Here is a 14,470-nt window from a genome sequence, read left to right as displayed (position 1 = left end):
TAGCCTAAAAAGCGTACAAAAATAGAGTGCTGAAAATATTGGTGTAAAAGAACAACCGAGAATAACTTGACACATACGAAAGGTTTCTTTGATGAACGTTGTCTTAATTTATGCGTTATAATATAAGCAGTAGTTATTAAACGATAGAAGATTGATGAAAGAAGGTGATTCCTTGGTAAAGCGAACCGATAAATGGGCGGTTATTCGCAATTTTGCGATGACAGGGGTGCAAGATGCTGGAAGAATAGCCCTTTTAGGTTTTCTTGCTGGACGCCTTGAGCGAGTTTCTTTTGTCAAGTCATTGGAACGTTCAAACATTGGTGTAAGGATGTCAACGAAACGATTTGGGATTTGGCCGAGAATTTCATATATGGGATTCATTCATGATGTACAATTACCAGATCCATTTTTGTTTATCGCTGGTATGGCAGACAGTGATGAGACGATTGATGTTCTTTTAGAATTTGATGGCGCTGAACAGGCTGAGTGGTTTCAAAATGTGTTAGTGGACTCAGCTGCTGACAAGCGCTTGCAACCGAAAGAACAGGTGGAAAACTTACGTCATCAAATCGACCAAATGTTAGATATTTATTCGAATATTCAACAACAGTTAAAAGAAGGTGCAGGAGAAATGGAGAAGGATTTAAAGAAATTTTTGGACATGGCTGAACAAGATATGGCCCGCTTGAACCGAGAGATTAACAAAATTGAAGAACAAAAAAATCTTTAAAAATAGGTTACGCTGGTGAGACTTTTGGGTAATGAGAATAGTACAGAGTAAAATGGTAGAAGACTTGATGGAAATTAGTTTTTTAGCCTTTGTATATTTTTTGTTGTGCAATTGATGTCGAAACTTTTTATCGGAAAATATGTCATTTCCTCTTATCGAATAAATACAATCATATAATGGAAAATGCAAATTCACTTACGTATTTTTAGCCCGTTCCTTTTTTTCAATAATGATTGGCAACATGATTACTGATGAGGGTGAATAGCGTTATGGGGGAACAATATCCAAGTCGTTCAGAGTTTAGAAAGCAGCGGAGTAAAGGAGAAAGTAAATTTAAGAAACTAGCCATTCGAACTGGGATAGCGCTTTTTATCTTCTTTTTTTTATTTGTCGGTGTATTGGCAGTTGTTGGTATTGCTTACGTAAAAGATGCTCCACCCTTGAATCCAGAGCAGCTCGTAGCCCCTCAATCATCTACGATATATGACATGAACAATAAGAAAGTCTTAGATATCGCAGGAGAAGAATATCGTAAAACCATATCGTTAGATCAAGTGCCAGAGAGGGTTCAGAATGCATTTCTGGCCGTTGAAGATGCTCGATTTTGGAGTCATCAAGGGATTGATATTAAGCGGATTGGCGGGGCGTTAGTGGAAAACGTCAAAGAAGGTTTTGGAGCGGAAGGTGGCAGTACGATTACACAGCAACTTGTCAAGCTGTCCTATTTGTCTTCAGAAAAAACAGTTGAGCGCAAAATTCAGGAGATGTATCTCGCTTTAAAACTGGAAAGAAAATATTCAAAAGAAGAAATTTTAGAGCTATATTTAAACAAAGTCTACTTCGGTGAAGGTACTTACGGTATTGCGACAGCTTCAGAAGTATTTTTCTCTAAGTCGGTAGAGGAACTGACGATTAGTGAGGCTGCATTACTTGCTGGTTTGCCACAAAGACCTAGCGCTTATAATCCAATTGAATATCCTGAGCTTGCAGAAAAAAGAAGAGATACCGTACTTTCCTTGATGGAGAAACATGGATTTATATCAGCAAAAGAAAAGAAGGAAGCGCAATTAACCTCTGTCAAAGACTTGCTGAAAAAACAAAAGAAACAGACGAAATATCAAAGTTTTATTGATCATGTTATTGAAGAGCTAAAAGAAAAAGGTATTCATGAGAAAGCGATTTATACTGAAGGATTAAAAATTTATACAACACTTGATCCAAAAGCGCAAGAATTTACGGAAAAAGTATTAATGACGGATGAACATATTGATTATCCGGATGAGCAATTTAGAGCAAGTGTTGCGCTATTGGACACGGAAACTGGTGAAATACGTGCGCTTGGTGGAAGGCGAAACATGGAAGAGGATGAGATTGAAAGAGGTTTTAATTATGCGACTCAATTAAAACGTCAACCTGGATCAACTGCTAAACCGATCATGGCTTATGGACCGGCGATTGAAAAGTTAAACTGGACACCGAACCAAATGATAAAAGATGAACCGATTGAATTAAATGGAAAGGTGTTCAGAAATTGGAACAACAAGTATCACGGAAATGTGACGATGAAAACGGCTTTGCAGTGGTCGTATAACATTCCCGCAATTAAAACGATGCAAGCTGTTGGCTCGGATGAAGTAAAAGATTTTGCTGGAAAGCTCGGGATCGAGTTAGATGAAGTGTACCCTGCGTATGCAATCGGTGGTTTTAAAGATGGAGTTTCGCCGCTTCAACTTGCTGGAGCTTTTGCAGCGTTTGGTAACGAAGGGGTGTATAATCAGCCTCATGCTGTAAGGAAAATTGTTTATCTTGATGGTAGAGAGCGGAAACTTCAACCCGAATCTGTGAAGGCAATGAGTGAGAGGACCGCTTATTTAATTACAGATATGCTGAAGGCTGTTGTTACACAAGGAACGGGACAACTAGCAAATATTCCTGGATTACCCTTAGCTGGAAAAACAGGTACAAACCAGCTTCCGGATGGTATTTATGGGTCGGGAGCAGCAGATGCTTGGTTTGTCGGCTACACTACACGCTACACTGCTTCAGTATGGATAGGTTACGATAAAATCACACAGGAAACGTATGTTAAATCAAACGATACGCGCATCGCTCGGCTGATTTTTAAAGAAATTATGGCTCACGTTTCTGAAGGGAAAGAAACACCTGATTTTAAACGTCCGTCTTCTGTCAGAACTATCCCTGATCCCCCACCCGAAAAGGAATTAGATGATAAAGAAGAGGATAAGTCTGATAAAGGGAAAAAAGAAGAAGACAAGAAAAAGAAAGACAATGACAAGGATTCAGAACGGAAAAAAGAAGAAAAAGATGACAATCAGAAGAAAGATCATGATGAAAATAAAGGCAAGAAAGACAAAGAAAAACCTGAGAAGCCAAAACCAGAAAAGCCTAAAGATGAAGAACCGCCAAAGGAAGATCCTGAACCGGAAAAACCTGATGATAATGATGACGACTAAAGGTTCATAAGATTTTATTATGGCAAATAGAAAACTCGCAAACTGGCTGTGAAGAACAGCAGTTTACGAGTTTTTTCATCAATTATTTTAATTTTCTTCATCAACAAGTAAAAGTTTAGGATATTGTACCTTTTTGATTTCTTCTTTGTATCTCTCTTGGAATTCTAATTCAGAATCGTCGACATATCCTTCAAAGTAGACTTCTGCAATATCGGAGGCGTTGAAGAAGAACATTTGTTGATCAACATGACCGTTTGGATATAAACACCCTCCATAATCAAAATAACCAATTGTTCCTTCATTATTATAGAGTGGAACACGACTTGTAATCATTAGCTTTTGTTCTCCATTTTCTAACATGACTACTGAGCCTAACGGTAATAATTTTTCCATTTAAATCAACTCCGACTGATCATTTTCCAGTTCTTTTTTAAATTGTTTGTAGATTTTTATTCTTTTTATCGGTCTGATTCCCCAAATGAGTATAATCAAAGCCGCACTTAAACCAGTATTCGTAAAGAAAAATAAGCCGCTATTCGGCACAATCAGAAGGATCAAGATATTAATGAGCACAAAAAAGAATAACATCGAGAGTAATAACATTTTGGATTTTAACCATCGTTCTCCATCATGAAGATAGTGTCTAATTTCTTCTTGAGATAAGGTAACGATGACTTTATGATTATCTAAGTATTTATTCATTGTATACATAAGTCCGCCCATTGCTCCCAAAGCGAGTATACAACTAATAAATAAACTAAATAAGACAACTGATATCGGATATGTAAACCCCCAATCAAGAACCTTGTTTTTAAAAAGGGCATAAATCACTATCCCAGCTGTACCTGATAATATTGGAAGAAAGGGGTGTTGTCTACCTACTTTGCTTTTAAAAAAATGGTTTGCTTCATAATCGTAATATAACGTAAAATCTTCCGTCTTTTTATGATAAAACGGAACGAACGATCTAGCCATATTATCACCTTTCTATTATGCAAAAGCACTACCTAATCCGCTAAAGAAACCAGCGACAGCCTTTCCAGCTTTTTTAACGCCTTTACCTATTTCTTTCCCGACATTATTTAATTTTTCGCCAACAGAGTTGACCGTTGCTTTAACACTTTCATAGATTTCTTCTCGATTATCATATAAAAAGTCAAACGTTGCACTTCCAATAGCTGTAATTCCAACACCGATCACAAAGCCTGCTGCAGCCCCGACTGCTGTTCCTGCGACTGGTACAACGGACCCGATTGCAGCCCCGATTGCTACCCCTGCTTTTCCTCCAGCAAGTCCAATCGCAACGTGAGCACCTGTTTTGATAGCAGCATCGGTTACATCTTCACCTTCATATAATTGAGTGCCAAAGTCAATCGCCGAACCAACAGCTGGCAAAATCCGTCCAACATTTTTTATTGTATTTCCAATTTTTACAGCTCGATTAAGTTTGTTAGCTTGTTCTGGGGACATCATAATAAAACTATTCGGGGTATTTTCTGGTCCCCATGTAGCAGAATAGTAAGCTATTAATTGGGAAATGCTTTTCACTTGACCTCCGCTAGTTTCTAATGTTTTTGCTGTGAAGTCACTAATTGTTGTTGATTTAAGTTCTTCCTCCAAATTTTCAACGAACTCCGGACCTTTTCTTATTAAAAATTCAAGCAATGTTTCTGGCACTTCAACATCGGGGCAATGTTTCGTCATCGTAAGTAACTTCTTAACATCTTCTTCTGTGACATCTGGAAGTTTTCTTTCTAATTCATGCATATATTTAAGCGCTTCTTCTTCCAAGCTTTCTACATTCTCGTCCCAACGTTGATTAAGAGTTCTTGCCCAATCCATGTTAATCGAATCTGTCGAAAACATGTTTGTACTCGCATTCCATGTACGGCCGCTTGAAATTTCAATTATCCCGGATTCGACTTGATTTAACAAATTTTTTGCATCATTAAAAAAGGTCGGTGATTTTCCGTTGAATGCATAAAGTCTTTCTAGTTTTCTCTCTATTCTTAGTTTCAGTGCTCTTAACGTCGCTACCATCATACTTATCGATGGGCTTATTGTTTGTACAGTTGTATAAGAGTCAATAAGTGAATTGGTTTGTTTGATTTGAGCGATGAGCTGCTCTTCGATAACATCGTTTCCATCTACCTCAGCGCGAAATGCGTCTGGAAATTTTTTGTTTGCCTCAATGATAGCTTCAGATGCCATGATAACACCATTTGCTAGCGGAATGTATACACTATTAAAATAAGTTTTAGCAGCTTGATAAGCTTTACCTCTTAATGATTCTTGGGAAGTGAAATTGAAAATAACATTTCTGAATTTCACCATTTCTTCAATATAGGTGTTGCATATGGAAACAATCGAATTAGTTTGACTATCCACCTCACCAAGAAACATGTTAATGCTCATTAAAGTTCACATCCTTTTTGCGAAAAACTTAACTTTACTTATTCAATGTAAATTAAATTAATTTTCGATACATATTCGCAGCCTCGACATCTGTTCGGTTAAACTCAAGTGCGATGGTTTGCAGACGCTCTACATCTTGCTTGAAAACATTCATTAATTGAATCATCATTGATTTATGCTCGTTTATCGTCGTTTTAGCTGTTTCATTACCAGAGACAGTTGTTCGATTCGCAGTTTCTACATTTTGCTTGACTCCTGTTATCGATTGTATGACGTTTTCCATTTCATTTACGATTTGTTGAACTTGCGAATGACTGCTTTGAACTTCGTACATCTTACATTTCCTCCCGAATTTGCTATCCTAAAAATGATTATAAATTTTACGTAACTGTGTAAAATTTTAACAATCATTAAGGTGCTTGAATAGAGTAACAAGTTGCATTATGTCGTTTTATTGTAATTAGGCAAGTCGGACTACAGTGTTATTGTTTTTCATGCTCATTTGTTTACACTTTTTTTAAAAAATAGATAACTAGTGAAAGGAATTTTAGAATTTTTGATTAGAGAGCTAGACTCTATTGGTTAAGCGGATTGCTAGAATGTAATGCTTCCGTTGTTTTGTATAAACGGTCGTACTTTAAGGCATCAGGAAAATATAATTTTGAGAAATAATCATTTTCGATGCGTTGCTTAGATTTATAGTAAAGTTTATAAACAAATTAGGTTTTTAGTGTTTTTGAACTAAAACTTTACTTCTATACTAATTTTAAGATGATAACTAACCAATAAAAACTAACTTTATTACTATTGATTATCCATTAACTTTATATAAAATTAAAAGAAAATTCTGGGTAAAACTGGAATCCTATTGAGGGTGATTGAATGAGAGATATTTAAAGCAATAAAGAAGTGGCACGAAGAGTGGTGACAAAGTTAGAAAACGCCTTGCAATCATTTGGGGATAATCATGTTTCGTTTGCGACTCAGACAACAGTTAAAAGCAATATTCGTGCAAAGGAAACGATTCAAACTGAAAAGAAAGTTGTTCGCACTTTCACTATTGCTTTACAGCAAGATATTGAACGCATTCGTAGTGTTGCAGAAGAGTTTGAAACAATGGGCGTTTTACTTCGACAAGGTTTTAATAAATTAGGCAAGTGAGAAGGTGTAATAAATGAATGAGAAAATGGTTGAACTAAACGATCAGTTAAAGAATGTTTCGGAAGAGATATTTTCTGTTACAAAAGAAAAACGAAAATTATTAAAAGTAGAAAATGAATTACATTCATTATCTAGGCAAAAAGATCGATTGTTTCAAGATTTAAAACAATGTTGGAAGCATGGTGAAATGAGCTTTGCTGTTCAAGATACTGATCAGGAATTAAAGCGTCGTCAACGAAATATTATTCAGTCACTTGAAGACGAGATCACATCGTTAAATAAAAAAACAAGAGCTCTTGAAGAAAAAGCGTCTGAATTGCGTTATAAAATGAGACTTCTTACAGAGGCCAATGATGAAGAGCCTCATTGATGCAGTTTAGTGCTGTTTTTCATTTGAAAACAGAGCATGGCTTTGATTAGGGGGTCAATTCATGACCATTACGATGTTTTTATCGGAAGTTCAGCAACAACCGCTTCGGTCTTAAAGATGTGTCGCTCGTATATAAAAGAAATGGAAAATGTAGAAAAGAGTATACGAGAATTTGCATTGGAACCTGAACTAAAAGGGAAAACATATCATTCTGCAAAACAATATTTTAATCGAACATACATTCCGTTAGCCGATGGGATTATTTTATTTAAGTGAAATGATGCTTCGAGCACATCAACAGTTTCCAGAACGCTACATTGCTGAAGTTTGCAATCCGATCAGCTAGAAAACTAAAATCAACAGTTAGAATCGAATATTCAATCGATGGAGCGAGTACAAGTCAGTGCCCCTGCAGTGAGTTGGGCGATAGAGAGATGTTCGGACAACAAAGTTGTCTATAAAATATTGGGTTTATAACAAACTAGGAAATTTAGTTAATGAGAACGCTTAATAATTATGATCAATATGATAAAGATACAAACTTTAAAAGCTCTTTTAACGTTTATTTTGTTTAGGTTATACTACAGAAGATTACAATTGAATAGTTTGAGGAGGATTATTAAGTGTATTTGTCAGACTTCGCCCGAAACTTTGAACAATAAACTTCATATGTTCAAAGGCTCTGCTTATGTATGCAGAGTAGAGGGATGAGTCTGTCCATTTTTAATAATCCTCATTTTGACTATATATGTAACTTTGAAGAAAGACGGATCATGCTGTCTGTTTTTTTGTTCAAAAATAACATTTGCATAGAATACTTCCGCTGTCATTGCCTTTCCCGTTTAGCCAGACGCATCAATATTCGTAGCATTAATTTTTGGTTAAAAAACGTCAGTTTTCTTTTTTTTTTACGCTGAATCACAGATAGATGCCTGTGATTTTTTATTTTGAAAGGAATAGCATGACGAAATAATTTCATAAAACTATCGGAGAACCTCCCAATTATGATTCTATGATCGAAAAAAAATGGAATCGAGATGAATCGGGAGATATAATTCACATGACACCATTAGCGTGTTAATCAAGAAAAAATTGATGCGTTTTTGGACCCAGATTCGAGATGTCACCATTGATTTGCTCACTTTAGTTGGACGAAAGTAAATCATATTAAAGAAAGGACTTAACCATTTCGAAGGTTAAGTCCTTGTTTTCGCAATCACATCAGCTCGCCAATTGAAAATTTCAGCAAATCACTTTTACTCTTCATTCGATTCATCACTACCACGATAACGTTTGTACGGAAGAGGATTCCATGTGCGGTATTTTAAATCGTCATTGCGAAGTGTTTTTGGAATGTCATCGAGAATCTTTTTCGCCATTTCTAATTCACGCTCGGCTTCTTCTTTATCTTGATACATGAATTCATCGGAAGCAACGTTAGGAGCTTGCGCAACCTTTTCTTTAAGATCTTGAATGACCATTTGTTGTTGAGTTTTTAGCGCATCGAGGGCATCTGTTCTCCATTCAGGTTGCAAATTTCGATCTGTATCACCGACATTGCTATATTCATCGAACACTTCTTTATATACACGGTCGGCATTTTCACGAACGTCCATAATTACTGCTTCTAAATCACGTTTGTTTAGTTCGTCTTGTGTTAACGGTGTTTCTCTTTTTGGGCCGCCTAAACGTGTTCTTTTAGTATAAAATGGGAACGTACCTTTGACGATTTTACCAACGGGTAGAACGGCTTCTCCGTTTTCATCGGTACCTTTAGGTTGGATGCCTTGCATCGCAATTCTTGCAGATTCCGGACGAACAATTTCTTTAGGCGGTAAAATACCATGACGAAGCATTTCACGGATGTTCGTGCCTGAGATTCGGATGCGATAGTGATTATCGTGTGGACAGGACTGCTCAGATGCAGGATTATCACAGCGCAGGCAGTAAAACACTTCATGGAACAGTCGGATGTCGATCCCAAGCTCTTCAGGTGTATATTCGTCAAAGATGGTATGGCTCGCATATTTATCATAGTAATCACCGATTCCAGCGTGATCTCGTCCGATTAATGCATGCGTGCAACCGTAATTTTTCATAATTAATGCGTGCAGAACAGCTTCACGAGGTCCAGCGAAAATGTAAGTCACTCGCAATGGCGCAAGTATTGAACGGTTTTTTGGATAATATGTGTCGAGTACGGTCCGATAGGCAAGCATGCGAAACTCATGGCGAGTATATTCGCGTTTTGCCATTTCAACGAGAGGCTGAAGCAATAAGCCGTCAATTTCTTCAAGTGCGTTTTTATGAATGTATTCATGCCCTCGATGTAGCGGATTTGCTCCTGTAATAAAACCAGCGACAGACCGAAATTTTTTTTCTTCAAAAAAGAGGCGCCACGTGTCTTTTGGTTCCATTCTAAGTTTTTCGAAAGGCCCCCAGTTAGCGCGACGCAGGAGCGTAAGTGGACCGCCTAGAGAAATGTCTCCCATGCGACGATAAATTGCATCAACTCCCGGATGGTTCCGATCGGTTGTTCCAAAGAGATAAGAGGCTCGTTCTGTTTTGTCGTAATCGAAAATATCTTCGATTTTTAGTATGGCAACAGGTTCTTTCGTATCATCAGCAAGTGCTACTTCATCTCCGATGGAAAGCGATTGAATGATTTCTTTATTGCGATCCCCGATCGGTGCAAAGCTTAGCGGCACAGGCCATACGAGTCCATTTGCTAACCGACCCGTTTTAAGAACAGACTTGTAATCTTGTTCATTCATAAATCCTTCATTTGGTGAAAGTACGCCTGTTGCAATCATCTCGATCGTAATCACTGCTTCAAGGTCAACCATTATTGTAGGCAATTGTTTTGCTCTGGCAAGTTCTTCTTCGCGTTTTTTTCCAGTTAATACGTTGTTTATAAGTGTGCCTCCGTGAGGCTGTTGTGGGTATCTAGCTAAAATATCTTGTTTCATATTTATCTCTCCTTTTGACGTACTTTTGCAAATTTTCAACCTTTTAAAATCAAATTTATGCATCCATGAAAATGATATGTTCATCATTCATAATAGCGACGGATAAAATGAATCCGCTAACAGTCATAGAAAACGTTTTCATATCTATACATAAATATTATCATGTCTTCGATGCCACGAAAAGGTAAAATTTTAAGCTCATTTGAACTGATTTTTATTTAAGTAGATTGTATGTTGCACTTTATATTTTCTTTATAAAAAGTCAAATAGCACGAGTTTAAAGATTTTCTAAGCTTCCTAGGCTATATGATGCAAGCTATTGCCCCAGTTAACCGCATAGTCCGAGATCGTAATGTATGATGGTAAGTTTAAACTCTTCCAATCTCGCTATTGGAGTGGTTTGAAAGGCAAAATATAGCGATGAATGTGTTAATCACTAAAAATATGATTTACTGACACTGAATTTAAAAGCACCCATGAAAGGGTGCCAGAAAAACTATTCTTTCCTTTTTATCAAAGCCCACGCTAATGTACCGACTCCGACTACAGCGATACGTGAGATGATCGGGTGTTTGCTTGCTTTTACGTACAGACTTCTTGCTCGTTTCCAACCGTAGTTCGTTCCGCGCTCGTGCAATCCGTAACCTGCGTCGTATAAGGCACTTTCTTCACGAGGTTTAGACGGTCTATCGGCGCGTTGGGAACGATAAAGCCAGAGTTCCATCAGTTTATCAGTCGTTCTTGGCAATAGCGTTCCAATGAGTTCCATCACTTTCGCTTGAGACCCGATGTAAAGGTCTCGTTTTGGGTTTTCCGCAGCATATAGGATCGCTTCGGCTACTGCTTCCGGTGGGTAAATCATACCCCCGTGTGCGGGCTGTTTATTTAAATAGCTGTGCGCGTGTTCATTGTATGGGGTGTCGATTCGACCGGGATGAATAAGCGTTACCGAGACAGGAGCTTTTTCTTTTTCTAATTCCATACGTAAACTTTCCGTCCATCCATGGACTGCAAATTTGGAAGCAGCATAGGAGGATTGGACAACCGCACCTCTGTCACCGTAAAAGCTTCCAATATTGATAAGAGCACCTGGCTCCTTTCTTTCTTTAAAATGTTTGACCGCTTCCTTTGATCCATAGACAACCCCCCAAAAGTTTGTAGCAAACATTCGTTTCATATCTTTGATACTTACGTTAATAGCGTGACCGAAAACGGCTACGCCAGCATTGTTTACCCACGTATCAAACATTCCAAACTTTTTAATTGCCGTTTCTGCAATATTGCGAACCTCTTCTTCGCGACCGACATCTGCTTTTACCCAAATCGCTTCCTGACCTTTATCTTGAAGTTCATTTACTAATTCTTTTAATGCACTTTCATTTCTTGCTGCAGCAACGATTTTTGCTCCTTGTGAAGCAGCCATTCTTGCTGTGACGAGACCGATGCCACTCGATGCGCCTGTAATGACGATGACCTGGTCTTGTAACGTCTTTAAGGAGAGCGGGTTGACTTTTAAGAAGTTTTGAATCGCTTGCTTTTGATGATTTTTTGGATTCAACTGCACATCCTCCTCGACTTCATTTGTTTAAGTATTTCTCTATTCAACGAGAACATGCAGATAATAAAAAAGAGTGTGGAGCCTAAAAGGACTCACACACTTGATTTATTTGTTTTCTTTTGCAATTTCTTTTCTGACGATTGGAGCGACTTTAGTACCGAGAAGCTCGATTGAGCGAAGAATATCACGATGTGGCATCGTGCCAACATTCACATGTAAAAAAAAGCGGTTTATCCCTAAATTTTTCCGTAATAAAAGAATTTTCTCAGCGACGTATTCAGGATCTCCGACGTATAGTGCACCTTTCAAACTGCGTCCTGCATCAAATGTTTCGCGAGTGTAAGGACCCCAGCCACGCTCACGTCCGATGACGTTCATTTGCGCTGCGGTTGGTGGATAAAATAGTTCCGCCGCTTTCTCATTTGTTTCATCGACAAAACCGTGAGAGTGGGTTGCAATCTGAAGCTGATTCGGATCGTGTCCTGCTTTTTCCGCCGCTTGTTTATACAGATTGACTATAGGTGCAAATCGTTCAGGCATACCACCAATAATCGCGAGGGCAATCGGAAGACCTAATGTACCTGCTCTAACCGCGGATTGTGGCGTACCACCACTGGCAATCCAGACGGGAAGAGGATCTTGAATCGGTCGTGGGTAAACGCCGAGAGTATTGATTGACGCACGATGTTTTCCTGACCAAGTCACTTTTTCAGATTCTCTAATTTTAAGTAGCAAATCAAGTTTTTCATCAAACAATTCGTTGTAATGATCTAAGCTGTATCCGAACAGTGGAAATGATTCGATAAAAGAGCCTCTCCCTGCCATAATTTCAGCTCGTCCGTTGGACAGACCATCAAGCGTCGCAAACTCTTGAAAGACGCGCACGGGATCATCTGATGACAATACGCTCACTGCACTTGAGAGTCGAATTTTTTTCGTTACAGAGGCAGCGGCAGCTAGTACGACAGCGGGAGCGGAACTCGCATAATCTTTTCGATGGTGTTCTCCAACCCCATATACATCTAAGCCAACTTCATCAGCGAGCACAATTTCTTCAATGGCATTTTGTAGTCGTTTAGCGTGACTAATTGTTTCTCCTGTAATCGGGTTTGTTGTCGCTTCTAAAAATGTACTAATTCCAATTTCAAAAATTGTTTCGTCCTCGTTCATTATCATTCACCTGCATTGACTTTAATTTTTTTCAGTATAGCAAAATTTTATAATAAATACTTGCGCAATGCTCAATGCATGTAGAATGTCATCAATATCAATAGAGGGATAAATGCGTGTCCTTTACGGATTTTTTAGATACTATTTGAAAAATGATAAATCAAATCTACAGAATGTGAGTTTAAAAAGTTTGGTACTATTCACAAAAAGTATAAACAGTGGATTGTGGATCATCGTAAAAACATAGGAAATGTAGCCGATAAATATTAAGAGGTATAAAAAAGAGGTGGTTCATTTGAAAAAGTATTTAGTATTTATTCTCAGCTTTTCACTACTTCAAGTTATTTTTCAAATGCTAACGGGTTTTATTTTAATAAAACTGTATGTATCGAATGATTTGTCAATAGTATCGAATGAGCTAACGAGAACCGTAGAGTTTGGTGGAATTACATCACTTCCTATATGGCTTACATTACTTTCAGCAACAATTGCTTATATTTTATCTCAGATCGTCTGGAAATCTCATACGTAATCGTCGTCACATCTTCCGGTAGATTAAACGAGGTAATCAAACTATTTCCATGTGAAACAGTATCAAGAGTTCAGTTGAACGAAATAATAAAAGCAGAACCAAAAATGCTAGGTTCTGCTTTTACTATGTTTTATACAAAATAGTTCCAAACACCATTTTCAAAGTCTTTTTTTACTTTCCCTTTATGTTCCAAGTAGTCAAGGTGACCGATTATTTCCGACATGACGAGGGAAAATTGTTTCTTGTATGTATCTTTGTAAAATTGTTGTGCGAGCTCGCTAGCTGTTAAGCTTTTTTCTTCAAGCAAGGCTAGAAATTTATTCGCCTTGTTTTCAATACCGAGGATTCTTCTTTCAATGAGGTCATGAGGTGTTTCAATCACTTGACCGTGACCAGGGTAAACGCGTTCGATATTTAATGCTTGGATTTTTTTAAGTGATGCTTCATGATCGACTAACGTTTTCATTCGATTCCCGAATTCGTCTGGTTCGACGAGGGCATTGCTCGAAATATGTTCGATGAGTAAATCACCAGAGAGTAACGTTTTTCCCGTTTCATCGTAAAGTGCAATTTGGTCAATCGCATGCCCGGGTGTTTCGACTATTTGAAACTCGTTCAGCGAAAGCTCTTCAATATGATGAAGTTCGTATGTTATTGATTGATCAGTATTCTTTTTAGCAGCATTTTTTAAGTAATTGATTTGCTTTTCCCCTGCTTCTCCGCAACCCATTTTATCGTAAAGATCTGCAAAAAATTCAATTCGTTTCTGCAAGTATTCAGGGTCACGTCTTAAGCGAGGAACAGAAAAACGATGACTGTACACAGGGATTTGATAGTTTTCTACGATGCGATTAATTAAGCCGACATGGTCAACATGGTGATGTGTAATGATAATGTGTGTAATGTCTTGTAGTGTAAAATCATGTTTCGCTAACGTGGTATTCAATCCTTGCCAGCAATCATCGATGTTCATGCCTGCGTCTATTAATAATAATGAATGGTCGGTCTTTATTAAATAAAAATTAACGCTTTTTAATGGGGATTTAACGGGAATAATGATCGGGATTATTTTTATATTGTTTGGTATCATG

Annotated in this window: 14 protein-coding genes; 6 read left to right on the top strand and 8 right to left on the bottom strand. The window is 37.8% G+C overall.

Annotated elements, in window-relative coordinates:
* Window positions 1-172: 172 nt before the first annotated feature.
* Window positions 173-730 carry a hypothetical protein gene (locus ABU914_RS07210; protein WP_379669057.1) on the top strand — a complete coding sequence of 186 codons (558 nt, stop codon included), beginning with the start codon at window positions 173-175 and terminating at the stop codon, window positions 728-730.
* Window positions 731-999: 269 nt separating this feature from the next.
* The gene (locus ABU914_RS07205; protein ID WP_379669056.1) at window positions 1,000-3,204 is read left to right on the top strand and encodes a transglycosylase domain-containing protein; all 2,205 of its coding nucleotides are present in this window, start codon (window positions 1,000-1,002) and stop codon (window positions 3,202-3,204) included.
* A gap of 87 nt (window positions 3,205-3,291) precedes the next feature.
* Here the strand turns inward: ABU914_RS07205 and ABU914_RS07200 are convergent, their stop codons facing one another.
* The 4 genes from ABU914_RS07200 to ABU914_RS07185 are packed head-to-tail and all read right to left on the bottom strand — an operon-like array spanning window position 3,292 to window position 5,953.
* Complete coding sequence (locus tag ABU914_RS07200) at window positions 3,292-3,597, bottom strand: DUF4176 domain-containing protein (protein ID WP_379669055.1); 306 nt, start codon at window positions 3,595-3,597, stop codon at window positions 3,292-3,294.
* Window positions 3,598-4,179 (bottom strand): hypothetical protein, encoded by a 582-nt coding sequence (locus tag ABU914_RS07195; protein ID WP_379669054.1) that lies wholly within the window; start codon window positions 4,177-4,179, stop codon window positions 3,598-3,600. It lies immediately after the preceding gene.
* A gap of 15 nt (window positions 4,180-4,194) precedes the next feature.
* Window positions 4,195-5,619: a T7SS effector LXG polymorphic toxin gene (locus ABU914_RS07190; protein ID WP_379669053.1), complete on the bottom strand. Its 1,425-nt coding sequence runs from the start codon at window positions 5,617-5,619 to the stop codon at window positions 4,195-4,197.
* Between the two features lie 52 nt (window positions 5,620-5,671).
* A complete protein-coding gene (locus ABU914_RS07185; RefSeq protein WP_379669052.1) occupies window positions 5,672-5,953 on the bottom strand; it encodes a TIGR04197 family type VII secretion effector in 282 nt (93 codons plus the stop codon).
* A 575-nt stretch (window positions 5,954-6,528) separates the two neighbouring features.
* Between ABU914_RS07185 and ABU914_RS07180 the strand changes: the two genes are divergently transcribed.
* From ABU914_RS07180 to ABU914_RS07170, 3 genes are read left to right on the top strand one after another with little or no spacing between them, the layout of a single operon-like run.
* Window positions 6,529-6,780 carry a TIGR04197 family type VII secretion effector gene (locus tag ABU914_RS07180; RefSeq protein ID WP_379669051.1) on the top strand — a complete coding sequence of 84 codons (252 nt, stop codon included), beginning with the start codon at window positions 6,529-6,531 and terminating at the stop codon, window positions 6,778-6,780.
* A 13-nt stretch (window positions 6,781-6,793) separates the two neighbouring features.
* Window positions 6,794-7,150 carry a DUF3958 family protein gene (locus ABU914_RS07175; RefSeq protein ID WP_379669050.1) on the top strand — a complete coding sequence of 119 codons (357 nt, stop codon included), beginning with the start codon at window positions 6,794-6,796 and terminating at the stop codon, window positions 7,148-7,150.
* 36 nt (window positions 7,151-7,186) lie between these two features.
* Window positions 7,187-7,426, top strand: coding sequence for a T7SS effector LXG polymorphic toxin (locus ABU914_RS07170; protein ID WP_379669049.1), 240 nt, complete (start codon window positions 7,187-7,189; stop codon window positions 7,424-7,426).
* A 980-nt stretch (window positions 7,427-8,406) separates the two neighbouring features.
* Here ABU914_RS07170 and ABU914_RS07165 read toward each other — a convergent pair.
* From ABU914_RS07165 to ABU914_RS07155, 3 genes are all read right to left on the bottom strand, one after another.
* Window positions 8,407-10,119 carry a sulfate adenylyltransferase gene (locus tag ABU914_RS07165; protein WP_379669048.1) on the bottom strand — a complete coding sequence of 571 codons (1,713 nt, stop codon included), beginning with the start codon at window positions 10,117-10,119 and terminating at the stop codon, window positions 8,407-8,409.
* A 496-nt stretch (window positions 10,120-10,615) separates the two neighbouring features.
* Window positions 10,616-11,677, bottom strand: coding sequence for an SDR family oxidoreductase (locus ABU914_RS07160; protein WP_379669047.1), 1,062 nt, complete (start codon window positions 11,675-11,677; stop codon window positions 10,616-10,618).
* 105 nt (window positions 11,678-11,782) lie between these two features.
* Window positions 11,783-12,847: an LLM class flavin-dependent oxidoreductase gene (locus ABU914_RS07155; protein ID WP_379669046.1), complete on the bottom strand. Its 1,065-nt coding sequence runs from the start codon at window positions 12,845-12,847 to the stop codon at window positions 11,783-11,785.
* Between the two features lie 295 nt (window positions 12,848-13,142).
* On the opposite strand from ABU914_RS07155, the gene ABU914_RS07150 reads away from it, so the two are divergent.
* Window positions 13,143-13,379, top strand: a complete 237-nt coding sequence (locus ABU914_RS07150) for a hypothetical protein (protein ID WP_379669045.1) — start codon at window positions 13,143-13,145, stop codon at window positions 13,377-13,379.
* Window positions 13,380-13,509: 130 nt separating this feature from the next.
* On the opposite strand, the gene ABU914_RS07145 is transcribed toward ABU914_RS07150, so the two are convergent.
* Window positions 13,510-14,469 (bottom strand): MBL fold metallo-hydrolase, encoded by a 960-nt coding sequence (locus ABU914_RS07145; protein WP_379669044.1) that lies wholly within the window; start codon window positions 14,467-14,469, stop codon window positions 13,510-13,512.
* Between the last annotated feature and the right edge of the window lies 1 nt (window position 14,470).

Source organism: Pueribacillus sp. YX66 (assembly GCF_041725775.1).
In the GTDB taxonomy this organism is placed as follows: Bacteria; Bacillota; Bacilli; order Bacillales; family UBA6769; genus Pueribacillus.
Note: the sequence above shows the minus strand (reverse complement) of the source record. Positions and strands in the feature narration are given on the sequence as shown.

What these genes read in the sequence shown, in the direction of transcription:
- ABU914_RS07205 (WP_379669056.1), top strand. Translation starts at nt 1,000, where the DNA reads ATGGGGGAACAATATCCAAGTCGTTCAGAGTTTAGAAAGCAGCGGAGT.
- ABU914_RS07200 (WP_379669055.1), bottom strand. Translation starts at nt 3,597, where the DNA reads ATGGAAAAATTATTACCGTTAGGCTCAGTAGTCATGTTAGAAAATGGA.
- ABU914_RS07195 (WP_379669054.1), bottom strand. Translation starts at nt 4,179, where the DNA reads ATGGCTAGATCGTTCGTTCCGTTTTATCATAAAAAGACGGAAGATTTT.
- ABU914_RS07190 (WP_379669053.1), bottom strand. Translation starts at nt 5,619, where the DNA reads ATGAGCATTAACATGTTTCTTGGTGAGGTGGATAGTCAAACTAATTCG.
- ABU914_RS07185 (WP_379669052.1), bottom strand. Translation starts at nt 5,953, where the DNA reads ATGTACGAAGTTCAAAGCAGTCATTCGCAAGTTCAACAAATCGTAAAT.
- ABU914_RS07175 (WP_379669050.1), top strand. Translation starts at nt 6,794, where the DNA reads ATGAATGAGAAAATGGTTGAACTAAACGATCAGTTAAAGAATGTTTCG.
- ABU914_RS07170 (WP_379669049.1), top strand. Translation starts at nt 7,187, where the DNA reads ATGGCTTTGATTAGGGGGTCAATTCATGACCATTACGATGTTTTTATC.
- ABU914_RS07165 (WP_379669048.1), bottom strand. Translation starts at nt 10,119, where the DNA reads ATGAAACAAGATATTTTAGCTAGATACCCACAACAGCCTCACGGAGGC.
- ABU914_RS07155 (WP_379669046.1), bottom strand. Translation starts at nt 12,847, where the DNA reads ATGAACGAGGACGAAACAATTTTTGAAATTGGAATTAGTACATTTTTA.
- ABU914_RS07145 (WP_379669044.1), bottom strand. Translation starts at nt 14,469, where the DNA reads ATGATACCAAACAATATAAAAATAATCCCGATCATTATTCCCGTTAAA.